Source organism: Haloferax sp. S2CR25, from assembly GCF_031624535.1.
Classification (GTDB): Archaea; Halobacteriota; Halobacteria; order Halobacteriales; family Haloferacaceae; genus Haloferax; species Haloferax massiliensis.
In genome coordinates, this window is the sequence record NZ_JAMQOO010000001.1 from 629,609 (window position 1) to 652,232 (window position 22,624).

25 protein-coding genes are annotated in these 22,624 nt (G+C 67.9%); 12 read left to right on the forward strand and 13 right to left on the reverse strand.

Annotated features, from left to right (window positions below):
• Positions 1-3 precede the first annotated feature (3 nt).
• Complete coding sequence (locus tag NDI65_RS03315; RefSeq protein ID WP_089778514.1) at positions 4-972, reverse strand: NDP-sugar synthase; 969 nt, start codon at positions 970-972, stop codon at positions 4-6.
• Positions 973-1,085: 113 nt separating this feature from the next.
• Between NDI65_RS03315 and NDI65_RS03320 the strand changes: the two genes are divergently transcribed.
• Positions 1,086-1,385: an ArsR family transcriptional regulator gene (locus tag NDI65_RS03320; protein WP_042662199.1), complete on the forward strand. Its 300-nt coding sequence runs from the start codon at positions 1,086-1,088 to the stop codon at positions 1,383-1,385.
• Positions 1,386-1,394: 9 nt separating this feature from the next.
• Here the strand turns inward: NDI65_RS03320 and NDI65_RS03325 are convergent, their stop codons facing one another.
• From NDI65_RS03325 to NDI65_RS03345, 5 genes are all read right to left on the reverse strand, one after another.
• On the reverse strand, positions 1,395-2,162 hold the full coding sequence (locus tag NDI65_RS03325) for an HNH endonuclease (RefSeq protein ID WP_310893455.1): 768 nt from the start codon (positions 2,160-2,162) through the stop codon (positions 1,395-1,397).
• 103 nt (positions 2,163-2,265) lie between these two features.
• Complete coding sequence (locus NDI65_RS03330) at positions 2,266-2,949, reverse strand: type 1 glutamine amidotransferase domain-containing protein (RefSeq protein ID WP_042662201.1); 684 nt, start codon at positions 2,947-2,949, stop codon at positions 2,266-2,268.
• Positions 2,950-3,049: 100 nt separating this feature from the next.
• Entirely contained in the window at positions 3,050-3,616 is a 567-nt protein-coding gene (gene hpt / locus NDI65_RS03335) for a hypoxanthine/guanine phosphoribosyltransferase (RefSeq protein ID WP_004970945.1), read from the reverse strand.
• 166 nt (positions 3,617-3,782) lie between these two features.
• On the reverse strand, positions 3,783-4,184 hold the full coding sequence (locus NDI65_RS03340) for a hypothetical protein (protein ID WP_042662202.1): 402 nt from the start codon (positions 4,182-4,184) through the stop codon (positions 3,783-3,785).
• Between the two features lie 276 nt (positions 4,185-4,460).
• Complete coding sequence (locus NDI65_RS03345; RefSeq protein WP_042662203.1) at positions 4,461-4,799, reverse strand: winged helix-turn-helix domain-containing protein; 339 nt, start codon at positions 4,797-4,799, stop codon at positions 4,461-4,463.
• A 144-nt stretch (positions 4,800-4,943) separates the two neighbouring features.
• On the opposite strand from NDI65_RS03345, the gene NDI65_RS03350 reads away from it, so the two are divergent.
• The 8 genes from NDI65_RS03350 to mnhG all read left to right on the forward strand — a co-directional run bounded on the left by NDI65_RS03350 (position 4,944) and on the right by mnhG (position 11,479).
• Positions 4,944-5,117: a hypothetical protein gene (locus NDI65_RS03350; RefSeq protein ID WP_167344102.1), complete on the forward strand. Its 174-nt coding sequence runs from the start codon at positions 4,944-4,946 to the stop codon at positions 5,115-5,117.
• Positions 5,118-5,273: 156 nt separating this feature from the next.
• Positions 5,274-7,679 carry a hydrogen gas-evolving membrane-bound hydrogenase subunit E gene (gene mbhE, locus NDI65_RS03355; protein WP_042662204.1) on the forward strand — a complete coding sequence of 802 codons (2,406 nt, stop codon included), beginning with the start codon at positions 5,274-5,276 and terminating at the stop codon, positions 7,677-7,679.
• A complete protein-coding gene (locus tag NDI65_RS03360) occupies positions 7,676-8,149 on the forward strand; it encodes an MnhB domain-containing protein (RefSeq protein ID WP_089778516.1) in 474 nt (157 codons plus the stop codon). The genes mbhE and NDI65_RS03360 overlap by 4 nt, the downstream gene beginning before the upstream one ends.
• Entirely contained in the window at positions 8,146-8,487 is a 342-nt protein-coding gene (locus NDI65_RS03365) for a sodium:proton antiporter (RefSeq protein ID WP_004043872.1), read from the forward strand. The genes NDI65_RS03360 and NDI65_RS03365 overlap by 4 nt, the downstream gene beginning before the upstream one ends.
• Positions 8,484-10,181, forward strand: coding sequence for a proton-conducting transporter membrane subunit (locus tag NDI65_RS03370; protein ID WP_310893401.1), 1,698 nt, complete (start codon positions 8,484-8,486; stop codon positions 10,179-10,181). Before NDI65_RS03365 ends, NDI65_RS03370 begins: the two co-directional genes overlap by 4 nt.
• Positions 10,181-10,783: a Na+/H+ antiporter subunit E gene (locus NDI65_RS03375; RefSeq protein WP_089778518.1), complete on the forward strand. Its 603-nt coding sequence runs from the start codon at positions 10,181-10,183 to the stop codon at positions 10,781-10,783. Before NDI65_RS03370 ends, NDI65_RS03375 begins: the two co-directional genes overlap by 1 nt.
• Positions 10,776-11,069 carry a cation:proton antiporter gene (locus NDI65_RS03380; RefSeq protein WP_089778520.1) on the forward strand — a complete coding sequence of 98 codons (294 nt, stop codon included), beginning with the start codon at positions 10,776-10,778 and terminating at the stop codon, positions 11,067-11,069. Before NDI65_RS03375 ends, NDI65_RS03380 begins: the two co-directional genes overlap by 8 nt.
• Positions 11,066-11,479 (forward strand): monovalent cation/H(+) antiporter subunit G, encoded by a 414-nt coding sequence (gene mnhG / locus NDI65_RS03385; protein WP_089778522.1) that lies wholly within the window; start codon positions 11,066-11,068, stop codon positions 11,477-11,479. Before NDI65_RS03380 ends, mnhG begins: the two co-directional genes overlap by 4 nt.
• Positions 11,480-11,494: 15 nt before the next feature.
• On the opposite strand, the gene coaBC is transcribed toward mnhG, so the two are convergent.
• The 3 genes from coaBC to NDI65_RS03400 all read right to left on the reverse strand — a co-directional run bounded on the left by coaBC (position 11,495) and on the right by NDI65_RS03400 (position 14,662).
• The gene (coaBC, locus tag NDI65_RS03390; RefSeq protein ID WP_310893402.1) at positions 11,495-12,655 is read right to left on the reverse strand and encodes a bifunctional phosphopantothenoylcysteine decarboxylase/phosphopantothenate--cysteine ligase CoaBC; all 1,161 of its coding nucleotides are present in this window, start codon (positions 12,653-12,655) and stop codon (positions 11,495-11,497) included.
• A gap of 96 nt (positions 12,656-12,751) precedes the next feature.
• Positions 12,752-13,531: an FAD-dependent oxidoreductase gene (locus NDI65_RS03395; protein WP_089778526.1), complete on the reverse strand. Its 780-nt coding sequence runs from the start codon at positions 13,529-13,531 to the stop codon at positions 12,752-12,754.
• 123 nt (positions 13,532-13,654) lie between these two features.
• Positions 13,655-14,662, reverse strand: a complete 1,008-nt coding sequence (locus NDI65_RS03400) for a hypothetical protein (RefSeq protein WP_310893403.1) — start codon at positions 14,660-14,662, stop codon at positions 13,655-13,657.
• Between the two features lie 99 nt (positions 14,663-14,761).
• Here NDI65_RS03400 and NDI65_RS03405 point away from each other — a divergent pair, with 99 nt between their 5' ends.
• The 3 genes from NDI65_RS03405 to NDI65_RS03415 all read left to right on the forward strand — a co-directional run bounded on the left by NDI65_RS03405 (position 14,762) and on the right by NDI65_RS03415 (position 18,435).
• A complete protein-coding gene (locus NDI65_RS03405) occupies positions 14,762-15,298 on the forward strand; it encodes an SRPBCC family protein (protein WP_089778531.1) in 537 nt (178 codons plus the stop codon).
• 85 nt (positions 15,299-15,383) lie between these two features.
• Entirely contained in the window at positions 15,384-16,721 is a 1,338-nt protein-coding gene (gene trkA, locus NDI65_RS03410) for a Trk system potassium transporter TrkA (protein ID WP_089778533.1), read from the forward strand.
• 109 nt (positions 16,722-16,830) lie between these two features.
• Positions 16,831-18,435, forward strand: coding sequence for a TrkH family potassium uptake protein (locus tag NDI65_RS03415; protein WP_310893404.1), 1,605 nt, complete (start codon positions 16,831-16,833; stop codon positions 18,433-18,435).
• A gap of 34 nt (positions 18,436-18,469) precedes the next feature.
• On the opposite strand, the gene NDI65_RS03420 is transcribed toward NDI65_RS03415, so the two are convergent.
• From NDI65_RS03420 to gatC, 4 genes are all read right to left on the reverse strand, one after another.
• Complete coding sequence (locus tag NDI65_RS03420; protein WP_089778537.1) at positions 18,470-20,131, reverse strand: TrkH family potassium uptake protein; 1,662 nt, start codon at positions 20,129-20,131, stop codon at positions 18,470-18,472.
• Positions 20,131-20,811 (reverse strand): TrkA family potassium uptake protein, encoded by a 681-nt coding sequence (locus NDI65_RS03425; protein ID WP_089778539.1) that lies wholly within the window; start codon positions 20,809-20,811, stop codon positions 20,131-20,133. Before NDI65_RS03425 ends, NDI65_RS03420 begins: the two co-directional genes overlap by 1 nt.
• A 128-nt stretch (positions 20,812-20,939) precedes the next feature.
• Positions 20,940-22,211 carry an Asp-tRNA(Asn)/Glu-tRNA(Gln) amidotransferase subunit GatA gene (gene gatA / locus NDI65_RS03430; RefSeq protein WP_089778541.1) on the reverse strand — a complete coding sequence of 424 codons (1,272 nt, stop codon included), beginning with the start codon at positions 22,209-22,211 and terminating at the stop codon, positions 20,940-20,942.
• Complete coding sequence (gene gatC / locus NDI65_RS03435; protein WP_004064004.1) at positions 22,211-22,489, reverse strand: Asp-tRNA(Asn)/Glu-tRNA(Gln) amidotransferase subunit GatC; 279 nt, start codon at positions 22,487-22,489, stop codon at positions 22,211-22,213. Before gatC ends, gatA begins: the two co-directional genes overlap by 1 nt.
• Positions 22,490-22,624: the final 135 nt, after the last annotated feature.

Here is a 22,624-nt window from a genome sequence, read left to right on the forward strand (position 1 = left end):
GCGTTACTGCTCGTTCGTCAACCGCGAGTGCGCCCCGATGAGGGCGTTCGAGAGGTCGAGGCTATCGATGTGGGTCTCCTCGTCGACGATGGAGTTCTTGAGCTCCGCGTTTCGGATGACCGCGCCGGGGAAGACCACGGACTCTTCGAGAACGGAGTCCTCGATGACCGCGTCGGCCATGACGTGGACGTTGGTGCCGACCTCCGTGTTCGTGAGCGTCGCCGACTCGTGGATGTAGTTCTCGCCGCCGAGATACCACGCCACGGCGTCGAGGTAGCTCTGGGGCGTGCCGATGTCGAACCACGCCTCGTCGAACGTGTAGGCGAACAGGTCGCCGTTCTGCTGGAGCCACTGCATGAACCAGCCGGGCTCGTCGGGGTTGTTGTCGCCGGAGAGATACTCGTCGAACTTGGGGAGGTCGCCCGCCGGGATGGCGTAGCAGGCGATGGAGACGAGCGTGCTCTTCGGGTCTTCGGGCTTTTCTTGGAAGTTGATGACGCGGTCGCCGTCGAGTTCGACGAGGCCGTAGGCCTTCGCGAGCTCTTTGTCGCCCACGTCGTAGGCGGCGAGACACGGCGCGTTCTTCTCGTAGAAGAAGTCCACGAAGTCGCCCACGTCGAAGCTGATGAGGTTGTCGCCCGCGATGACGACGAGGTCCTCGTCGACCTCCTCGCGGTCGATGAGTTGGGCGAGCGCGCCCACGACGCCGAACTTCTCGTCTTCTTCGCTCGTGTCTTCGACCGACAGCGTCGGCTTTTCGAACGGCGACTCGTCGATGTACTCCTCGAACGCGCCGGCGAAGCGCTCGTTCGTGCTCACGAACACCTCCGAGACCCGGTCGTCGGCCTCCAGGTCTTCAAAGATGGTGTCGATGACCGTCTGGTCACCGACGGGTAAGAACATCTTGGGTCGGTGTTTGGTAATCGGCCACAGACGCGTCGCGTACCCACCGGCAAGGACGACTGCCTTCATATCCCCAAATCCCGCCACGTGGACAAGGCCTTTTTGCATCCTCTCTATCTTGCTGACATTTCTCGGCGGGAGACGGCGCAAGGGATTTTCCCTTCGACTCCCAACCCAGCGATATGACTGCCCGGGAGTCCGACACGACGGCCCGCCAGCGCATCGCCGACGCCCTCCGCGACGACCCCGCGACGGCCTCCGAACTCTCGGCGAGCGTCGGCGTCTCGGTGTCGTCGGTGTACGGCCACCTCCAACACGTCGCCCGAACGGTCCACGGGGAGGACGGCGAGCAGTTCCTCGTCGCGCCGCCGGAGTGCAACCACTGCGGCTTCACCGCCTTCGACGACCCCGTGAACTACCCCTCGCGGTGTCCGGAGTGCCGAAGCGAAAGCATCGAAGAGGCCGTGTTCAAAATCGAGTAGCGAGCGCGGTCAAAACGACGCGATGGTTCGGTTGTGGTAGTCGAGAAACGCGGAACCGAGGTCGTGGTCCTCGCGGACAGAGAGCGAAGCGCCGTCTAACTCGCGCTCGTAGGCGTGAGAGATAGCGCGCGTCTCGGGGTCGACCGCTATCATGCCGTAGTCGAAATCCGCGTGGTGGTCGGGACAGAGGACGAGGAGGTTCGCCTCGACGTCCGGGCCGTCGTGGGGCCGACCGAGCGGTCTGAGGTGATGCGCCTCGGCGTATCCGTCGTGAACACCCCGGCGACGGCGCTCTCCACAGACCTGGCACGTGTGGGAGTACCGCGCCTTCAACTCGGTTGCGAGCGCCGTGTTCCGAATGATTCGGCTCCGCGTCGTCTCGGTGCGTTCCGCGGGCGCGAGGTCCGCGGCGGCTTCCTCGTCGTCGACTCGGTCCCGCGTTTCGTGACGGCGGCGAAGCACGAATCGATAGACGTCCCTGTCGTCGCCTTCGAACGGTCCGCACGCGTAATCGACGACTTCGACTTGACCTTGGTACTCCCAGTCGGCCTCCCCCGATTCCCGATGGAAGAAGAATATCGGTAACGTGTGGCGTTTCGCCCGCGCCAGAAACTTGTTTCCGCCGGTGAGCGTCTGGTCACCGGTCCGTCCCTCTCCGATGTACGTGAACTCGCCGCCGGTCACGTCGTCACCGTACGGTCCGGTGTCGCTCGAAAAGAGACGGAGATACCGCTGGTCGTCGTCGTCGTAACAGATTTCGATGCCTCGTCCCGTCATTCCGGGTTCGAGCGAGAGCGCTGCGAGTTCCACAGCAGTTCCGACGACCGACCGACGAAAAAACGTTCTCCCGCGACGGGTGGTGCCGCCCGGACGGAACCGACTAGTTCGCGTCTAACTCGTCCAACAGCGTCTGGGCCGCCGCGGCCGACGAGCCGGGGCCGCGCGCGGTGATGAGGTCGCCGTCGACGGTGACGCTCGTGTCGCTGTCGAGTTCGGCGTCCCAGACGCCGCCGGCGGCCTTCACCTCGTCTTCGACCCAGTAGGGAAGCTTCCGACCGTCGGGCATCAGGTCGTCGTCGTCGACGATGCCCTCCTCCCACTCGTTGGGGAAGCCGGTGACCTCGCGCCCCTCGACGAGGAACGAGCCGTCGGCCTCGCGGGTGAACCCGAGGATGCCGACGGCGTGGCAGACGACGAGCGCCTTCGAGCCGTCGCCGGCGACAGCCTGCAGGAGCGCCTGCCGGGCGTGTCGGTCCTGATTGACGTCCCACGCGGTCCCGTGGCCGCCGGGGAACACCACGGCGTCGTACTCGTCGGCGTCGACCCGCGCGATCGGCTCCGGGTTCTGGAGTCGCTCGTCGTTCTCGTGGACCTCGACGACGCGCTCGGCGAGTTCCTCGCCGACCTCGTCGGGGTCGACAGAGCGCTCGTCGACGACCGGCACGCCGCCCGTCGGCGTCGCAACGGTCACGTCCACGCCGGCGTCGGTCAAGCTCGTAAGCGGCTCGATGCACTCTTCGCCCCAGTAGCCGTCTTCGCTGACGATGAAAAGCGCCGATGTCATCGCTCCCCGGTACGGCCCGGTCACAAAAAGGCCCCGCGGAGGCGGAAATCCGCGGGCGAACGCGACGCGGCGATGACGCCGCGGCCGCGTCGGTGTCGGGTCAGTCGTCGCCGTGCTCGTCGACGATGACGACTTCGCCGTCTTCGACGGTCACGTTGATGAGCGTCTTGACGTGGTGTTCCGAGTCGTCGAGCTCGTTCGGGCCGGCCTTCTTGATGATGGCGACGGTGTCGACGACGTCCGCGCCGATGTGGTCGAGGGCGTCGAGGACGGCCTTCATCGTGCCGCCGGTCGAGAGCACGTCGTCGAGGACGAGCACGCGGTCGCCCTCGTTGACGTCGTTGATGAACATGTCGCCCTCGGAGTAGCCCGTCTGCTGGTGGAGCGACACCTCGCCGTCGAGGCCGTACTCGCGCTTGCGGATGACGACGAGCGGGATGTCCGTCATCAGCGAGACGGCCGTCGAGATGTGGATGCCCATCGCCGCCGGCGTGACGATTTTGTCGACGTTTTCGAGGTTCGCCTTGCGGATGATCTTGATGACGATCTCGCGGAGGAGCCCCGGCTTCAGCATCGGAACGCCGTCGCTGATGGGATGAACGAAGTACTCGTAGTCTCCTTTTTCGATGATCGGCGCGTCGAGAAGGGACTGCCGCAACTGGTCCATGGCGCTCGTTTCCCCGGTTAGGCATAAAATGTGGCGGTTCGAAGGCTCTCGGACACGCCGACCCACGCCGTACGGTATCTCCTCTCGTGGAGGAGACGCCGACGAGCGCGGCCGCTCTCGGCCCGGCCTGATTCTCGGTCCGGAGCGCGGCGCTCCGGAGAGTCGGTTACATCCCGCCGAGAAGCTGTGACGCGGTCTTCACGAGCGGCTCGACGCTCTCGTCGGGGTCGACGAAAAGCAGCATGCCGCGACCGCCGCAGTAGACCTGCAACACGCCGTAGCCGTCGCGTTCCTCGAAGCGGTACTCGACGCTGTTCTGTACCGGACTCAGCCCGGAAAACAGCCCGCGTTCCATGAACTCGCGCCGAGTCTCCTCGGCGAGCGAACTCAGATGCGCCACGAGTTCCTCGCGGCTTTTGAAGTCCTCACGGACCGTTTCACCGACGTGAAACAGGTCGAACGCCGTCGCACCGTAGACGGCGACCAGCGAGACTGCCCCCTTCGCAGTCCCCCGGAGCGCGTCCATCGCGACCTCGCTGTCGGGTCCCGGTCCGTTGACGGATGCCATCCGTGACGGGTCGATTATCATTCGTTTCCCCCCCTGCCCTGACGCTGCGCGTCTCCCTGCCCGGAGCGCGCGCCTGGACGTATCATGAATCTCAGATTGTCAGTTGTTGCTATAAATGTAGAGGTGTAGTTTCTCTCGCTGAAAAACCGGCCTCAGGACGGGTAGGACGCCGTTTGACACCCGATTCGGAGAACGAGACACGACAGCGAAGCGGGGATCGACGGGCTGCGAAGGACGTGACAGGGACGGGCGCAGACGCCGGCGGACGGTCGGCCGTCAGTCGGCTCCGGGCTCGGTTCGCTCGCTCGATAACGTGGGAGTCAAGCGGACCTCGGCCCGGAACCCCTCGACCGAAAGCGAGACGACCGTCTCGTCGAAGTCGCAGTCGTAGCGGCGGCGGTGCGTGCCGTCGTCGCGGACCTCGGTCGTCGAACTGACGAGACCGCACTCGCACAGCCGGTCGAGCCGTCGGTACACGGTCGGAAGCGAGAGGTCGAGCGTCTCACCGAGCTCCTTGGCGGTGCGGGGCTCGCGGCGGAGCGCCACGAGCAGTGCCCGGGACTCGGTGTCTCCGAGTATATCCAAGAGTTCGTCGCTCGATGCACGTCCGTCCATCTCTGATGAAAGCCTCCGAATGCGCGTATAAAGTAGTTGCGCCCCCGAGACGGTGACCGCTTTCAGGGCGGACCAGCGGGGTGAGAGAGGGCCGAACCGGGGACTCCAGAAACTATGACAAGTATCTCTGATTGGACACCTCGCGTGCGGACGAAGACGGCTGACAGCGCGACCGCCTCCCTCACGGACGACGCGGTGGAGTCGCGTGCGCTCGTCGGTGAGACGGGCGACGCGACGCGTGAGCACAGCGCCGATCGGGCCGCGCGGACGAATCCCGCCGGCGCGACGAATATTCTCGAAGGGGTGACTGTGCTCTAAGACGTACTATCGTCGTCCGAGAATATAAATTTCGCCCTCAGTAGAAAATCATGAAGTTGAGAAATCAGCGAATAAACCGACCGGGCGTCCCGTTTCGATGCCGGACAACCAACGGGTTTGACAACACCTAAGTCGGCGCTTCCCGCAATTTCCCCCGTGCAACCCACACCGGAAGTCGTCCTCGCGGTCGTCTTCTTGCCGTTTCTCGCCGCGGCGTTCACCCCGGTAGTCTACCGGCTCTTGGGTGAGCGCACGGCGTACTTCGCGGCCGCCGTCGCGCTGGTCACGCTCGGCCTCGTGACGGACCAGTATCTCGCGGGGGCGCACGGAACCGTGCCGTTCGACTGGATTCCCTCGCTCGGAATCTCGCTGGCGTTTCACGTAGACGGGTTGGCGCTTCTCATCGCCTTCCTCGCCAGCGGGGTCGGCGTGCTCATCCTCACGTACTCCGGAGGATACATGCACGGCGAGCCGGGCCAGGCGAAATACTACGCGACCCTGTTGGCGTTCATGGGCTCGATGCTCGGCGTCGCCCTCGCGGGCGACCTCGTCGCCCTGTTCGTCTTCTGGGAGCTGACGAGCCTCTCGTCGTTCATCCTCATCGGCCACTACACCGGCGAGGAAGCCTCCCAGTACGCCGCCCGGAAGTCGATGCTCATCACCGTCTCCGGCGGCCTGTTCATGCTGGTCGGCTTCCTGCTTCTCGTCTGGGCGTCCGGCCAGACGACGGCCATCGAGGGGACGACCTACAGCATCCCGCTTTTGGTCGAACACGCGGACGCGATTCGCGAGGTCCTGACGGCCTCCGGTCTGCTCGTCCCCGTGCTCGTCCTCGTCGGCCTCGGCGCGGCGACGAAGTCCGCGCAGGTCCCGTTCCACGTGTGGCTTCCCAACGCGATGGAGGCTCCGACGCCGGTCTCGGCGTTCCTCCACTCCGCGACGATGGTCAAAGCCGGCGTCTACCTCGTCGGCCGATTCCGCCCGCTTTTCCTCCCCGAGGACGCGGCGGTGCTCGGCGAGTGGACGCTCGTCTTCGCCGTGCTCGGCCTGCTGACGATGACCGTCGCGGCCATGCTCGCGGTGAGCGCGACCGACATCAAGGAGCTGCTCGCGTACTCGACGGCCTCGCACCTCGGCCTCATCATCGCCGGCTTCGGCTTCGCCAACAGCTACGGCGCGGAGGCCGGCGCGTTCCACATCCTGAACCACGCGAGCTTCAAGGCCGCGCTGTTCATGGTCGCGGGCATCATCGCCCACGAGGCCGGCACGCGGAACATAGAGCGCCTCGGCGGACTCCGGAAACACCTGCCCGTGACGGCCGTCATTGCAGTCGTCGCGTCGCTGTCGATGGCCGGGTTCCCGCCGTTCAACGGCTTCTACTCGAAGGAACTGCTGTTCGAGTCGACGTACTACGCCGCCGAGCACATGGGCGGCATCGCGTGGGTCTTCCCGGTCGTCGCGGTGTTCGGGAGCGTCTTCACGTTCCTCTACTCCATCAAGTTCGCCTCGCTGTTCTTCGGCGACGAACCCGACGGACTGGGCCACGTCCACCGCCCGCCGGTGGCGATGCTCGTCCCGCCGGCGATTCTCGGCGCGCTCGTCCTCGCCATCTCCGCCCAGCCGAACCTCTTCATCGAGGGGCTCATCGGCGACGTGTACGGGAGCGTCGTCCCCGGCGAGGCGCACTCCTTTTCGGTCCACTTCCCGACCGAACTCACTCCGTACGTGATCATGAGCATCGTCACCATCGTCGTCGGTGCGGCCGCCTTCCCGTTCTACGACCGCATCCACGACGCCATCAACGCGGCGCTGCGCGGCCCCGTCCGCGCGAACTGGTGGTACGACAACTTCGTCGAGGGACTGACGACGACGAGCGTCGCCGTCACGCCGAAGATTCAGACCGGCCTCCTGCGCACCTACGCGACGTGGGGCCTCTTCGGCTTCGTCGCGCTCGCGCTCGGCGGCTACGCGGCCGCGGGCGTCGCCCTGCCCGGGTTCAGCGAACTCAGCGTCTCGATTCCCATCGTGCTCGTGCTCCTCGTCGCGCTCGTCGCCGCCTTTGCGGTCGACGTCGCGCCGTCGCACGTGGCGGGCGTCCTGACGCTGTCTATCGTCGGCTTCATGGTCGCAATCTTCTACATCCTCGCGGACGCGCCCGACCTCGCGTTGACCCAACTGGTCGTCGAGACGCTCGTGTTGGTCATCTTCCTGCTCGTCTTGGACCGCCTGCCGGCGTTCTACGGCGACGCGCCGGACCGACTCGTCTCCGTCCGCGACGGCCTGCTGTCGCTCGCCGTCGGCGGGACGGTGTTCCTCACCGTCCTGCTCTCGACGGACGCCTCCCCAGACCCGCTGCTACAGGAGTTCTTCGTGTCTCGGGCCGGCGTCCCGGCGGAACACGGGCCGTTCTTCGCGGACTACGGCGGCGGGTCGAACATCGTCAACGTCATCCTCGTCGACTTCCGCGGATTCGACACCATGGGCGAGATTTCGGTCGTCGTGATGGCGTCGCTCGCCATCCTGACGCTGATTCGCATGCGGACGCGGGGTGAGGGCCAGTGAACGGCTCGTCCGGTCGGACGACCGTCATCTCGCGGACCGTCGCGCGCATCGTCGTCCCCATCATCCTCGTGACGGCTATCGCGCTGTTGTTCCGCGGGCACAACCTCCCCGGCGGCGGCTTCATCGGGGCCGTCCTCGCGGCGGCCGCGTTCGCGCTCGTCTACATCATCTTCGGGCTGGAGTTCATCCAGCGGGAGGTGCTCGCCATCAAACCCGACGGCTCGGAGCGACACCGACTCGTCGAGACCTACCGCTGGATGGCCTCGCTCGGCCTCGCAATCGCCGTGGCGTCCAGCCTCGCCCCGCTCGCGTTCGGCGCGCCGTTCCTGACGCAGGGCGTGCTCTTCTTGGAGCACCTGCCCATCTACGGCGAACTCGAAGTCGCGAGCGCGTTCGCCTTCGACCTCGGCGTCTTCTTCGCCGTCGTCGGCGGACTGCTCACCATCGTCGCGGAGGTCGGTAACGAATGACCCAGTTCTTCCTCGCCGCCACGCTCGGCGTCCTGTTCAGTATCGGCACGTACCTCGTGCTCCGACGCGACGTGGTTCGCGTCGTCTGGGGTATCAGCATCATCAGCCAATCGGCCAACGTCTACCTCGTCACCATGGGCGGATTCGACGGGCTCGCACCCATCCTCTCGGGACACGGCGCGAGCGGTCCGGCACCCTCGGACCCCATCGTGCAGGCGCTCGTCCTCACCGCCATCGTCATCGGCTTCGGGACGACGGCGCTCGCGCTCGTCTTGACCTACCGGGTGTACGAGGAACACGGAACAATCGACATGTACGAACTCGGAGGGAGCAGATGAGCACGGTCGTCATCGCACCGCTCCTCGTGGCGCTCGTGACGGCGATTCTGACGCTGCTCACGCGCCCGAGCGACATACTCCAACGGACGGTCAGCCTGCTCGGCGGCGTCGCCTACCTCGTCGCCGTCGCCGCCCTGTTCGACGCCGTGGTCCTGCCGCTCGGCGGCGAGTCGACCACGCTCGTCTATCAGGTCTCGAACTGGGCTGCGCCGTTCGGCATCACGCTCGTCGCCGACGCCCTGTCGGTGTTCATGCTGGCGCTCACCGGCTTCGTGTCGCTCCTGGCGCTCGGTTACTCCGTCGCGTCGGTCGGCTCGTTCGGCCAGCGCCTCAGCTACCACACGCTGTTCCACTTCATGGTGGTCGGCGTCACCGGCTCGTTCCTCACCGGCGACGTGTTCAACCTGTTCGTCTGGTTCGAGGTGATGCTCATGTCGAGCTACATCCTCGTGCTGTTTTACTCCGGCCGCGAGCACACCCGCGCGGCGCTCAACTACGTCGTGCTCAACCTCATCGGGAGCGCGGTGATGCTCGTCGCCATCGGCGGTCTCTACAGCACGACCGGGACGCTCAACATGGCCGACATCGCCCGGCGACTGGCCGAACCGGCCGCCTACGACATCGAACTCCTGCCGACGCTCGGCCTGTCGGCGGTGCTGTTCTCGGTGTTCGCGCTAAAGGCCGGCCTCGCGCCCTTCCAGTTCTGGGTGCCCGCGGCCTACCGCGCCGCGCCGTCGCCGGTGACCGCGATGCTCGCCGGCGTCGTGAAGAAGGTCGGCGTCTACGCCATCGTCCGGCTCTACTTCACCGTCTTCGCCGCGGCGTCCATCGACCTCAACTTCCTCGGCATCACCGGGGAGTCGTTCCTCGGCTTCTTCGGCCCGGTCATGTTCGCAATGGCCGCGGTCAGCATCGTCCTCGGCGGCATCGGCGCGGTCGGCCGCGACGACGTGGACGGCATCCTCGCGTACTCCTCTATCAGTCAGGTTGGCTTCATCGTCCTCCCGCTGGCGGTGGCCGCGACCGCGCCGTCCGAGGCGGTTCGGGCGCTCGGCGTGACCGCCGCGCTGGTCTACGCGTTCAACCACGGTATCGCCAAGAGCCTGCTGTTCCTCGCGAGCGGCACGCTCAAGGACGTCGTCGGCAGCGACCGCCTCTCCGACCTCGGCGGTCTCGCCGACAGAGCGCCGGTGCTCGCCGCCGGCTTCCTCCTCGGCGCGCTGACGCTCATCGGCGTCCCGCCGCTGTCGGGCTTCTTCGGGAAGTACCTCGTCTTCCAAGCGGCCGCGGAGGCGTTCGCCGCGGGCGCGGCCGGCGCGGGACTCGCGCTCGCCGTCGCGCTCGCCGGCGCTATCTTGACCATCGCCTACTACACCCGCGCGTGGAACGCGGTGTTCTGGGGTCGCCCGAGCGACCTCGTCGACGCCGCGCTCCCCGAGCGCTGGGCCGTCGGCGCGGGCGACGTGGCGATGACCGACGGCGGTGACGACGGCCTCGAACGGCTCGAACTCACCGCGCAGGTGACCGTCGTCGTCGCGCTCGCCGTCGCCGCCATCGGCTTCGGTATCGGCTTCGAGGCGCTGTTCGGTGCCGCGGACGCCGCGGCCCACGCCGCCCTCGACACGAACGGCTACGTCGACGCCGTGATGCACGGTCCGGGAGTCGGCTTCGAATCCGGCGGAGGTGGCCACTGATGAGCCGCCGCTGGCCGGTTTCGGGGGTCATCATGGCCGTCCTCTGGCTGTTCGTTCGCGGCGTCGAACTGACGCCCCAGCGCCTGCTGGAGGAGTTCATCATCGGCCTCGGCGTCGGGATGGGCATCGCCTTCTTCTTCCGGCGGTTCTACGGCGACGAAGCGCCCGTCGCGCGGAGCCTCCGCGTCGCGCCCTACGCGGCGCTGTACCTCGCGACGTTCCTCTGGGAACTCCTCACGGCCAACGTCGACGTGGCGGTGCGGACGCTGTCGCCGTCGATGCCCATCGACCCCGCCGTGGTCGAGGTGCCGCTCCGCGTGCGGACGCCGCTCGCCATCACGACTATCGCGAACAGTATCACCCTCACTCCGGGGACGCTGACCATGGATTACGACGACGAAACCAACTCGCTGTACGTGCACAGCATCGACGGGAGCGACCCCGACGGCACCCTCGAACCCATCCGCCGCTGGGAGGACTACGCGCTCGTCATCTTCGACGAGGAACTGAAACCGGGCGACCCCGCGCCGCAGGCCGGGGTTCGCCCCGCGGACGGCGGCGACGCGCCCGCCGCCGCGCCGGGAGGTGAGCAACATGGCTGAGCCCGCGTACCTCGCGTGGATGGACGCCGTCCTCTTCGCCGGCCTCGCGCTCGCCGCGGGGCTGACGCTCCTCGTGAGCTACCGCGTCATCCGCGGGCCGACGGTGCCCGACCGGGTCGTCGCGCTCGACACCATCGGGACGAACGTCGTCGCCATCGCGGCGCTGTACGCCATCTGGAGCCAACAGGGCTACTTCGTCGGCGTGAGCCTCGTGCTCGCCATCATCGGCTTCATCAGCACGATTACCGTGGCTCGGTACGTCACGGAGGGGGACATCATCGAATGACCGCCGCAGAGACCGCGGCCGCCGCGACGGCCGGTCCCGTTCGCGCGGCGCTCGTCATCCTCCTGACGGTCGTGGGGAGCTTCTTCCTCCTCGTCGGGACCATCGGCCTGCTCCGGTTCCCCAACGTCTACAACCGGATGCACGCCACCTCGAAGGCGACCACGCTGGGGGCGGCCTCCATCGCGCTCGCCGCGACGGTGTACTACCTGCCCAACGGCGACGGACTGATGGCGCTCGTCACGGTGTTGTTCCTGTTCCTCACCGCGCCGACGGGCGCGCACATGATTTCGCAGGCCGCCCAGCGCATGGGCGTCCCGTTCCTCGACGGGGTCACGTGGCCCAGACAGGACGCCGCGCCGGGCGACGCCGACGGTGCGGACGCCGCGAACGCCGCGAACGGCGACGACTGACGACCCACCGGGGGCCTATTTTTCGAACTCGTTCGCCAACTCCGCAGCGACGCGAGCGCCGAGTCCGTCTTTCGACCCGACGTACTCGCTCGCCTCGTCGGCGCGGACGACGAGCGCGCGGGTCTCGTCGGCACCCATCACGGAGGCGTCGTTGGCGACGACGAACGCGAGGCCGACGCGGTCCATGATGCGGCGGGCCTCGCCGACCATCGCCTCGTCGTCACCGGTCGTCTCGGCCTTGAAGCCGACGATGGTGAGGTCGGGGTGCGACTCGCGGACGGCGTCGATGAGCTTCGGCGCGGGTTCGAGGTCGAGCGTGCGCGCCTCGCCGGAGCGAATCTTCTCGTCGGCCGCCTCGACGGTGAAATCGGAGATGGCGGCCGCCGAGACGAGCGCGTCGGCGTCGGCGTCGACCGCGGCCTCGACGGCCTCCAGCATCTCGGCGGCCGACTCGACGGCGAGCGCGTCGGCGTAGTGCACGTCGTCGCCGTCGTGGACGAGCGTCACGTCCGCGCCGCGGATAGCGAGCGCGCGGGCGACGGCGCGGCCCGTGCGGCCGGACGCGCGGTTCGAGAGGGTGCGGATGGGGTCGATGGACTCGGTCGTCGCGCCGGCGGTGACGACGACGGATTTCCCGGCGAGGGTCTGTTCGGTCGTCGCCTTCGCCACGCCGGTGACGATGGCCTCCTCGGTCGCGATTTTCGCCTTCCCCTCCTCGATTCGCGGGTCGACGAACTCGACGCCCCACGACCGCACCCGCTCGATAGCGTCGAGGACGCCGGGGTGGTCGTACATGGGCTCGTGCATCGCGGGCGCGATGACGACCGGGACGCCCGCGCCGAGGGCGGTGGTCGCGGTGGTCGTCACGGGGGAGTCGTCGATGGCGGCGGCTATCTTGCCGACCGTGTTGGCGGTCGCGGGCGCGACGAGGAACACGTCGGCCCAGCCGTCGCGGCCGCAGAGCTCGACGTGTTCGACGCGGCCGGTAATCTCGGTCACCACGTCGTCGTCGGTGGCGAACTCGACCGCCCACGGGTGGATGATTCCAGTCGACGCGTCGGTCATCACCGCGCGGACCGACGCCCCCCGGCGGCGGAGTTCGTGCGCCAACTCGACGACTTTCACGGCCGCGATACTTCCCGTCACCCCGAGCGCGACGTTCACACCTTCGAGCATTCACTCGTCTCTGCGCCCGCTACCCGCTAAAAGGATTCGCGTCCGCGGGCGAACGCGGGACCGGCGGTCGGCCCGCCCGCGGCGTGGCTGGTTCGGTTACTCGTCGAGTCGCCCGAGTTCGTCGTCGACGAGGCTCGGGTGGGTGCGCTGGGGTTCGTCGTGCGGCTCGGCGAAGAACTCGCGCATGACCTCGCGGGACTCGCTCTCGCGGCGGTCGCGCTCGTCGGCGTCTATCTCCTCGCAGGCCGGCGGGACCTCGCGGCCGCGGTCGGTGAAGTAGCCGGTCGGCGCGACCCAGTCGTTGTAGAACGCCGTCCCCGAGTCGTGGACGAGCGTGATGGCCGTCTCCGCGGCGTCGCCGGCGGCGACGACCGCCTGGTGGTAAATCTCGGTCAGTCGCCCCGCGGCGTAGATGCCGGGGACCGCCGTCCGCCCGAGGTCGTCCACGCCGACGTAGGTCTTCGAGCCGGCGGCCCGGAGGTCGACGCCCGTGTCTTCGAGGTACGACGCGTCGGACCACGACGCGGCGACGACCCGCGACGCCTCGACGGTCTCTTCGCCGTCGTCGGTCTCGACCGTCGCGCGGAACAGCGGGTCGTCGTCGTCGCCGAGCACGTCGAGGTCGGTCACGCGGCCCGCCAGTCGGGCCGCACCGCTGCGGTCGGCCTGTTCGGAGAGGAGGTCGGTAAAGAGCCGGCTGTTGACGCCCGCCGGGAAGCCGGGGACGTTTTCGAGGTGGGCGTTCCGGCGAACGATCGGCTCGTCGTCGTTGACGACGAGGGTGTCGAGGTCGGCGCGCGCGAGGAACGTCGCGGCGGTGAGGCCGGCGACGCCGCCGCCGACGACGAGCGCGTCTCGTGGAGCGGTCTCGGTCATGTCGTGCGATAGCTCATCGGCGAGTAAAACCGTACGGATGTCGCCGAAGTCTGCCGAATCTCGCGGCGTGCGGGTGCGGCGGGACGGAGCGGGACGGGACGGGACGGGACGGGGCGGGCTACGCTACCGTTCCAGCGACGCGCCCGTGTCGTTGAGCCAGCGGTTCTCGACCGCCTCGACGCTGACGAGGCCCGCGGAGCCGGGGTCTCGCCCCCCGTCGCCTTTCGGCGACATGCGGAGCCGGAGCCGCCAGCGGCCGTCCGAGAGCGCCTCGCCGTCGAGAAAGCGCACGGCTCGCTCCGGCGTCCGGCGGAGGAGAGCCACGGCGATCGGAAGCGTCGGAATCCGGCCGGTGCGCTCCGCGAGCGCGTAGTCGCCGAAGGTGAGTTCCCACGTCCGAGCGCTGTCGTCCCCGTCGGTCCGGGCGTCCGTTCGGGTGTCGGCCCGAGCGTCGGGTCCGGCGTCGACATCGCGCGCGCCGTCCGCCTCGGCGTCGGGAATCGGCCGCACCGAGTAGCCCTCGACGAAGCCGACGGCTTCGAGGTGTCGAAGCGTCGCGTCCACGGGGTTCGGCGTCGCGGTCGGAGAAAACAGGTCCGCGGCCGCCTCGACGGCCGCCCGCCGCTCGGCCGCCGAGAGGCGAACGTCCAGTTCGCTCATCAGACTCCACACCAGCGTCAGACAGAAGTCGTCGTGGTCGTCGACGACCTCGGCCAGCGTGAGGTACGTCTCCATCGCGGCGGTCTCGGCCTCTCTGTAACCGAGTTCCGACAGCGCCTCGAACAGCGCGCCAGCGGTGTCGTGGCAAAAGGCGCTGTAGCGGGCGTACTCGTCCGCCGACGCCTCGGTGACCGCCCGAGGGAGCCCCTCCGACACCTCGTAGACGAGCGGGTCGTCGTACGGGATGTTCGGGTCGTATCGCCGGAGCGCCGCCCGGTAGTCCCGCGTCAGTTCCGCGGCCTCCCCGGCGGCGCGCCGGTCCGGAAACCGCCGGCCCGTTGCGGCCGCAGGCTCAGACCCCGTGCGGCCGCACACGACTGCGTAGTCGCCGTCGGAACGCGCCAGAGACCGAATCTCGGCTCTGATGTCCCGAAGCGTCCCCCCCCACCATTCGGCTCTATGTCGGCCCACCGACCGATTATAGGTTGCGATTGCGATGCCGGGCAGGGGCCACGGGCGGGCCCAACGCGGCCCACAAGGCTTTGGTCCCGCCGACCCCATTCGACGCCCGTGGACGAGATAGCCGTCAGCACCGTCGTCTACCTGCCGCCCGAGGAGATATACGAGTTCCTCGTCGACTTCCCGCGGTACGCCGACTACTCGAAGCACCTGCGGGACGTGCGGCAGTCGGGCGACGGGTCGCCGGGGACGCGGTACGGCCTGTCGTTTTCGTGGTGGAAACTCAGCTACACCGCCGAGTCGAAGGTGACCGACGTCACCCCGCCGACGCGAATCGACTGGACCATCACCAAGGACGTACACGCCGTCGGCCGCTGGCGAGTCGAGGAACTCGACGACCTGCCGGCCGAGGCCCCGTCGGACGCCGACGCCGCCTGCCGCGTCTTCTTCGAGGTCGAGTACGACCCCGACAGCGTCTCCGCCGGCGATATCGACCTGCCGCGGTTCGTCTCGCTGGGGTGGGTCATCGACAAGCTCCGGCCGGTGCTCCAGAAGGAGGCGGAGCGAATCGTCGAGCGCATCGTCGCCGACATCGAGGGGCGACCGCGGCGCGTGGAACTGACGGTACACTCGAAACCGGGGCCGTGAGCGGCGGTGTACGGGCGATTCGTGAAGGGAAATGCACATACGCGCCCGCGGACCAACACAGGGGTATGACAGGGGCTGGTCTCTGGTGCGCGTGATAATCATCGGTGCCGGACAGGTCGGGTCGTCCATCGCGGCCGACCTCGACGAGACCCACGAGGTCGTCGTCATCGACTGCGACCCGGAGCGCGTCGACGAACTGAACTACTCGCTCGACGTGCTCGCGCTCCACGGCGACGGCACGTCCGTGGACACGCTCGAAGAGGCCGACGTGGAGCGCGCCGACATGGTCATCGCCTCGACCGACGACGACGAGACGAACATCGTCGCCTGCGCGACCGCCAAGGCCATCTCGGACGCCTTCACCATCGCCCGCGTCAAGAACACGGAGTACCTCCGGACGTGGCAGCGCTCCGAGAAGGCGTTCGGCATCGACTTCATGGTCTGTACGAACCTGCTCGCCGCGGAGTCCATCGTCCGCGTCGTCGGCCTCCCCGCCGCGCGCGACGTCGACCCCTTCGCGGGCGGGCAGGTCCAGATGGCGGAGTTCGAAGTCGACGAGGAGAGCCCCGTCGCCAACCAGACCGTGAGCGAGGCCGACCGCTTCGACTCGCTGACGTTCGCGGCCATCCTCCGCGACGGCGAGGTGACGATTCCCCGCGGCGACTCCGTCATCGGCCCCGGCGACCGCGTCGTCGTCATCGGCAGCCCCAAGAGCGTCCAGGGGTTCGCAAGCTCCGTCTCGCCGGACGAACCGCCGGGGACCGCGGAGGAGGTCGTCATCGTCGGCGGCAGCGAAATCGGCTACCACGTCGCCCGCCTGCTCGAAGAGCGCGGCTTCAAGCCCAGACTCATCGAGCACGACGCGGAGCGCGCCCGCGACCTCGCGGAGATGCTCCCCGGAACCATCGTCATGGAGAGCGACGCGACCGACGTGGACTTCCTCGAACGCGAGTACATCGGCGACGCCGACCTGCTCGTGTCGGCGCTCGACTCCGACGAGAAGAATCTGCTCGTGTCGCTTCTCGCCGCCCGACTCGGCGTCGAACGCACCGTCGCCGTCATCGACACGACGCCGTACGTGGAGCTGTTCGAGGCCGTCGGCGTCGACGTGGGCGTCAGCCCCCGCGAGGTCGTCGCGGAAGAGATAACCCGCTTCACCCGCGAGGGCGGCGCGGAGAACGTCGCGCTCATCGAATCGAACAAGGCCGAGGTGCTGGAAATCGAGGTCGACGCCGAGAGCGTCCTCGCGGGCAAGCCGATTCGGGAGTCGGTCGCCACGCTCCCCGAGGGCGTCGTCATCGGCGCGATAACCCGCCGCCGGGAGTTCATCACCCCCCGCGGCGACACCGTCATCGAACCCGGCGACCACGTCGTCGTCTTCGTCGATAGCTGCGTCATCGACGACGTGGCCCCGAACCTGTGAGTCGGCCCGTCGCCGGACGGTCGTCCTAACGACCCCGCCGCGGTACGACGCCGCATCCGGTGCGAACCCGAACACGGAAGAACCCGGCGCTCGGTACGTTAGTCCACGGATGAAATTGCGGGTCGATTACAGAGCCAGCCTGCGTCTCGTGGGGACCGTCCTGAAGTATCTCGCGGTCCCTCTTTGTTTCCCGCTCGTGGTCGCGCTGTACTACGGCGAGTCGGTGCTCCCGTTCGTCGTCACGATGGCCGTCACGGTCCTCGTCGGCACGGGGCTCGAACGGCTCGCCGACGAGCCGGACATCGGTGCCCGCGAGGGGTTCCTGATGGTCGCGGTGACGTGGTTGGCGGTCACGATAGTCGGCGCGATACCGTTTCTCATCGAGGCCCACGGCATCCCCTTCCTCGCGTCGCCCGTTCACCCCGAATCGACCCTCGGTAACCCGGCGAACGCGCTGTTCGAGACGATGAGCGGCTTCACGACGACCGGGGCGACGGTGCTCGGCGACATCTCGTTCGACTCCCACACCCGCGGCATCATGATGTGGCGACAGCTCACCCAGTGGCTCGGCGGGATGGGTATCGTCGTTCTCGCGGTCGCCATCCTCCCAGAACTCTCCGTCGGGGGCGCACAGCTGATGGACGCGGAAGCGCCCGGCCCCGGCATCGAGAAGCTCACCCCGCGCATCGCCGAGACGGCCCGCGCGCTCTGGGGCGCGTACCTCGGTCTCACCGTCCTCGAAATCGTCCTCCTCTACGGACTCAACGTCACCGGCCACGCCCCGAACATGGGCGTGTACAACGCCATCGCCCACGGGCTGACGACGATGCCGACCGGCGGGTTCTCGCCGGAGGCCCGGAGCATCGAGGCGTTTTCGGCGGCCGCGCAGTGGGTCATCGTCCCCTTCATGGTCGCCGCCGGGACCAACTTCGCGCTGTTTTGGCACGTCCTCACTGGCGACCCGAAGCGGCTGTTCCGCGACACCGAGTTCAAGTCCTACCTCGGCGTCATCGGCGTCATCTCTGCCATCCTCGCGGGGGTTCTGTTCCTCGGCGACGGGCTCATGTCCGTCGCGCCCGCGGGCGAGACGTACGACCAACTCTACCTCGAAGGCATCCGAACAGCCATCATCGGCAACGTCGAGCCCGCGGTCCGGCAGTCGGTGTTTCAGGTCGTCTCCATCGTCACGACGACGGGCTACGCCAGCATCGACTTCAACGCGTGGAGCGCGCCGGCGCAGTACGTCCTGCTGTTCGCGATGTTCATCGGCGGCTCCGGCGGGTCGACCGGCGGCGCGGTCAAAATCGTCCGCTGGTACGTCATCGTGAAGTCGCTCCGCCGGGAGCTGTTTACGACGGCCCACCCCGAGGCGGTCCGCCCCGTCAGGCTCGCGGGCCGCGCGGTCGACGAGCGCGCCATCCGCGGCATCTACGCCTTCACGCTCCTGTATCTCGTGCTGTTTTTCGTCTCGACCGGCCTGCTCCACCTCGACGCCGCGCGCATCGGCTTCGACGTGAGCATCCTCGAAACCATGAGCGCCGTCGCCGCGACCCTCGGGAACGTCGGGCCGGGCTTCGGCGTCGCCGGCCCGATGGGGAGCTACCTCGGCTTCTCCAACGGCTCGAAGCTGTACATGGTGCTTCTCATGTGGGTGGGCCGGCTGGAGATACTGCCCGTGTTAGTCATCTTCACGCCGGAGTACTGGCGGCGATAGCGTCGGAAAAACAGGAATCAGTGCCCGCTTTTCATCAGGGGTTCAGCCCGTAGATGACCGAGCGAGCGAACACCAACACCGGGATGATTTCGAGGCGGCCGACCCACATGTTAAACAGGAACATCGCCTCGGCCCACGGGTTCATCCACGGCCCGGTGATGCCCGTCGAGATGCCGACGTTCCCCTGTGCGGACGCGACTTCGAACAGCGCGTCGGCGTAGGTGAACTCCGGCCCGGCGAGGTTCGCGAGGAGGACGCTCGACCCGACGAGGAGGAGCACCCAGAGCATCGAGACGATGGCCGCCTCGGAGAACTCGCGGTCCATCTCGGTCCGCGAGAGCCGGCGGCCGTTCATCTCGATGTTGACGATGGCGCTCTCGGGGAGGAAGACGCGGGAGAACTGCCAGCGGATGCCGCGGGAGATGGTGTAGCCGCGGATGATTTTGATGCCGCCGACGGTCGACCCGGCGGCCCCGCCGAGCGTCATCGCCCCCGACAGGAGGATTTTCCCGCCGTCTGACCACTCGCCGAGCGGCGCGGCCTGAAAGCCGGTGCAGGTGAGCGCGCTCACCCAGTGGAACGCGGCGTCGCGGACGGCGTCCGACCCCGGTCCGCCGAGAACGCCCGAGAGTCCGAAGTAGTCGGCGGTCTCGACGAACGCCGACCCCGCGGTCGCCGGGAGGCTGACGAGGTTCTGGACGGCGAGCGCGACCCCGCCGACCGCGAAGAGAACGAGGAGCCAGCGCGTCTGGAGGTCGCCCCAGAGGCGGTCGATATCGCGGTTTTTCAGAATGGCGTAGTGGACGGGGAAGGCGATTGCGCCCAGCGCCATGACGGGGAGCAGCACCGTCTCGATGAGCGGCGAGTCGTACGTGCCGATAGAGCCGTCGGTGACGGCGAACCCGCCGGTCGAAAGCCCCGTCATCGCGTGGTTGAGCGCCTGCCACGCGACCTCCCACAGCGGGAGCGTCGCCCCGTAGTCGCTGGCGCGGATGGCGAAAAAGAGGACGGCCACCGACAGGAGCGTGTAGCCGACGAAAATCTTCCAGACCGTGCGGACCGTCGAGACGACGCTCGGGTGAATCTTCTCCTCTCTGGCCTCGCCGCGGTACAGGGCGTAGCTCCCGCTCCCGGGTCGCGAGAGGATGGAGACGGTGAGGACGATGACGCCCACGCCGCCGACCCACTGGATGAGCGAGCGCCACCACTGAATCGTCCGCGGGAGCGACGGCTCGTGGACGCCCATCGTCAGCCCGCTTCCGGTCCAGCCGCTCATGCTCTCGAAGAGGGCGTGCAGCGGGTCGCGGAAGTAGACGAGGCTCGACTGGGCGTAGTCGACGCCGGCGGGGACGAGCGCCGAGAAGACGCTCTGCGGGGCGAACTGCGCCGTGAGGAAGAAGGGAAGCGACCCGAACGCGGCGGTGGCGAACCAGCCCGCGGCGGCGATTATCATCCCGTGTTTCATGCGGGGGTTGGGTGCGCCCTCGAAGGCCTTCCGCGCGCCCAGTCCGACGAACGCCGTCGCGCCCCCAGCGGTGAGGAACGCGAGCGCGGCGTACCACTCGCGGAAGCCGACCGCGACGAGGACCGTGGCGGTCATCAGGGCGGCCTCCATGACGAGAAGCGACCCCACGTCGCGTCCGATGACCGCGAGGTCGGCGGGCCACCCCGAGACGGTTCGTCCGCGGCGGGGCATCAGTGGTCCTCGTAGTGGCCGAACACGTCAGTCACCTCTGGCGTCGCTCCCTTCGCGGAGTAGACCGTCAGGAGGTCGCCGGACCCGATAGTGGTGTTCCCGCGGGGCGTCACGGGGTCGTCGTCGCCCTCGCGCTCGACGGCGACGATGAGGGTGTCGCCGTCGAGGAGGTTCTCCTGTGCGGCCTCCTGAATCGTCATTCCCGTAATCGGCGCGCCCTCGTCGACGCGGATTTCGAACACCTCGGCGTGCTCGCCGATGCGCATGTAGTCGACGATAGAGGGGCGTTTGACCGCCCGGTAGAGGTACTCCGCGATGAGTCGCTGGGGGTTCTCCATCGTGTTGACGCCGATTTGACGGTAGAGGTTCATGTGCTCGGGGTTGTGGACGACCGAGACGATGTCGGGGATATCGAGCTCCTTCGCCAACAGACAGACCATGATGTTGGTCGCGTCCTTGTCGGTCGTCGTGATGATGGCGTCGGCGCGGTCCGCGCCGGCCTCGTCGAGCGTCTGTTTGACCGTGGCGTCGTCGTTGAGGACGAGGCAGTCGAACGTCGCGGCGGCCGCCTCGGCTTTCGCCCCGTCGCGTTCGACGACGACGACCTCGTTGCCGCCCTCGGTGGCGATTTCGATGAGCGGCGTGCCGATGTTTCCCGCGCCGACGACGATGATGTACATGACGTTCCGGCGTGCGCGTCGGGTCGTGGAAAAACTATCGGCATGGCGTTCCGTCGCCCGAAAACGGACTGCAGGAGAGATAGCCTACTGCTTCGGAACCAAGCGCCCGAGAAACCCCCGCGACCGACTCAGTTCTCGACCGCGGACGCGGCGCGGACGATGGTCTCCTCGCCGAACTTGGGGCCGATGAGTTGGAGGCCGACCGGGAGGCCGTCGGTCTCGCCGGCCGGAACCGAGATGGCGGGGAGGTTCGCGAGGTTCACCGGCACGGTGTTGGCGTCGGCGAGGTACATCTGCAGCGGGTCGTCGAGGCTCTCGCCGAGTTCGAACGGCGGGACGGGCATCGTCGGCGACGCGACCACGTCCACGTCCTCGAACGCCTCGTCGAAGTCCTGTTTGACCCACGCGCGGGCGTCCTGCGCCTTCGCGTAGTACTTGTCGTGGTAGCCCGCGGAGAGGGCGTACGTGCCGAGGAGGACGCGGCGTTTGACCTCGGAACCGAATCCCTCCTCGCGGGCGCGGGCGAACGCCTCGTTCCAGTTGCCGTCGTAGCCGCCGGACTTGCCGTAGCGGACGCCGTCGAAGCGAGCGAGGTTCGACGACGCCTCGGACATGGCGATGACGTAGTAGGCGGCGACGGCCTTCTCGACGGAGGGCATGCTGACCTCGCGGTACTCCGCGCCCTGCGCTTCGAGTTCGTCGAGCGCGGCCCAGAACGCCGCCTCGACGCCGTCGTCCGCGCCCTCGACGAACTCGGTCGGGACGCCGATGGTGAGGCCCTCGACGTCGCCGTCGGCGGCCGCGGCGTAGTTCGAGTCCGCGCCGGCGTCGCGGGTCGTGCCGTCGCGGTCGTCGGGGCCGGCGATGACGTCGAGGAGCGCGGCGGCGTCCTCGACGGTCGGCGCGATGGGGCCGATCTGTTCGAGGGAGTTCGCGTAGGCGACGAGGCCGTAGCGCGAGACGAGGCCGTAGGTCGGCTTGATGCCGACGACGCCGCAGAACGCGGCGGGACAGCGGATGGAGCCGCCGGTGTCGGTTCCGAGCGCGAGGTCGGCCTCGCCGGCGGCGACGGCGGCCGCGGAACCGCCGGAGGAACCGCCGGGAACGCGGGACTCGTCGACGGGGTTCTTCGTCGGGCCGAACGCCGAGGTCTCGGTCGTCGTCCCCATGCCGAACTCGTCCATGTTGGCCTTGCCGACGATGGTCGCGCCGGCGTCCTTCAGGAGTTCGACGACGGTCGCGTCGTACGGCGGGACGTAGTCTTCGAGCATCGCGGAGCCGCAGGTCGTCCGCAGCCCCTCCGTGGAGATGTTGTCCTTGACGGCGACCGTCTTGCCCGAAAGCGGGCCGTCGTCGGAGCCGTCGAGCGTCTCTTTCGTGATGAAGGCGTTCAGCGACATTACGACACCCGCGGTCCCTTGAAGAAGCCGTCTTCGGTCTCTGCGGCGTTCGACAGCGCCTCCTCCTGGGTGAGTCCGTCGCGGACCTCGTCGGGGCGCATCACGTTCACCAGTTCGTCCTCGCGGTCGACTTCGGGGACCTCGTCGAGGGCGTCGAAGTAGCCGAGGATGTCCGCGAACTGCGCCGCGAACTCCTCGACCTCGTCCTCGTCGAGGTCGACCCGCGCCAACTCGGCGACGTGTCGAACCTCGTCGGCGTCGACGGGCGTATCGCTCATGTATCGGAGGAATGGGAGACCGGGAGTAAGGGTTTCGGTGTGGGTCGTTTCGTCCGGTCACCGGCGCGAGCCCGCCCGGTCGAGACCACCGGCGAGGCGGCCGGGACCGACCGCGCGAACCCGCGTCATTCCGTC

Coding starts and splice junctions, on each gene's coding strand:
- NDI65_RS03315 (WP_089778514.1), bottom strand. CDS start 972: ATGAAGGCAGTCGTCCTTGCCGGTGGGTACGCGACGCGTCTGTGGCCG.
- NDI65_RS03320 (WP_042662199.1), top strand. CDS start 1,086: ATGACTGCCCGGGAGTCCGACACGACGGCCCGCCAGCGCATCGCCGAC.
- NDI65_RS03325 (WP_310893455.1), bottom strand. CDS start 2,162: ATGACGGGACGAGGCATCGAAATCTGTTACGACGACGACGACCAGCGG.
- NDI65_RS03330 (WP_042662201.1), bottom strand. CDS start 2,949: ATGACATCGGCGCTTTTCATCGTCAGCGAAGACGGCTACTGGGGCGAA.
- hpt (WP_004970945.1), bottom strand. CDS start 3,616: ATGGACCAGTTGCGGCAGTCCCTTCTCGACGCGCCGATCATCGAAAAA.
- NDI65_RS03340 (WP_042662202.1), bottom strand. CDS start 4,184: ATGGCATCCGTCAACGGACCGGGACCCGACAGCGAGGTCGCGATGGAC.
- NDI65_RS03345 (WP_042662203.1), bottom strand. CDS start 4,799: ATGGACGGACGTGCATCGAGCGACGAACTCTTGGATATACTCGGAGAC.
- NDI65_RS03365 (WP_004043872.1), top strand. CDS start 8,146: ATGACCCAGTTCTTCCTCGCCGCCACGCTCGGCGTCCTGTTCAGTATC.
- NDI65_RS03370 (WP_310893401.1), top strand. CDS start 8,484: ATGAGCACGGTCGTCATCGCACCGCTCCTCGTGGCGCTCGTGACGGCG.
- NDI65_RS03375 (WP_089778518.1), top strand. CDS start 10,181: ATGAGCCGCCGCTGGCCGGTTTCGGGGGTCATCATGGCCGTCCTCTGG.
- NDI65_RS03380 (WP_089778520.1), top strand. CDS start 10,776: ATGGCTGAGCCCGCGTACCTCGCGTGGATGGACGCCGTCCTCTTCGCC.
- mnhG (WP_089778522.1), top strand. CDS start 11,066: ATGACCGCCGCAGAGACCGCGGCCGCCGCGACGGCCGGTCCCGTTCGC.
- coaBC (WP_310893402.1), bottom strand. CDS start 12,655: ATGCTCGAAGGTGTGAACGTCGCGCTCGGGGTGACGGGAAGTATCGCG.
- NDI65_RS03395 (WP_089778526.1), bottom strand. CDS start 13,531: ATGACCGAGACCGCTCCACGAGACGCGCTCGTCGTCGGCGGCGGCGTC.
- NDI65_RS03415 (WP_310893404.1), top strand. CDS start 16,831: ATGAAATTGCGGGTCGATTACAGAGCCAGCCTGCGTCTCGTGGGGACC.
- NDI65_RS03420 (WP_089778537.1), bottom strand. CDS start 20,131: ATGCCCCGCCGCGGACGAACCGTCTCGGGGTGGCCCGCCGACCTCGCG.
- NDI65_RS03425 (WP_089778539.1), bottom strand. CDS start 20,811: ATGTACATCATCGTCGTCGGCGCGGGAAACATCGGCACGCCGCTCATC.
- gatA (WP_089778541.1), bottom strand. CDS start 22,211: ATGTCGCTGAACGCCTTCATCACGAAAGAGACGCTCGACGGCTCCGAC.
- gatC (WP_004064004.1), bottom strand. CDS start 22,489: ATGAGCGATACGCCCGTCGACGCCGACGAGGTTCGACACGTCGCCGAG.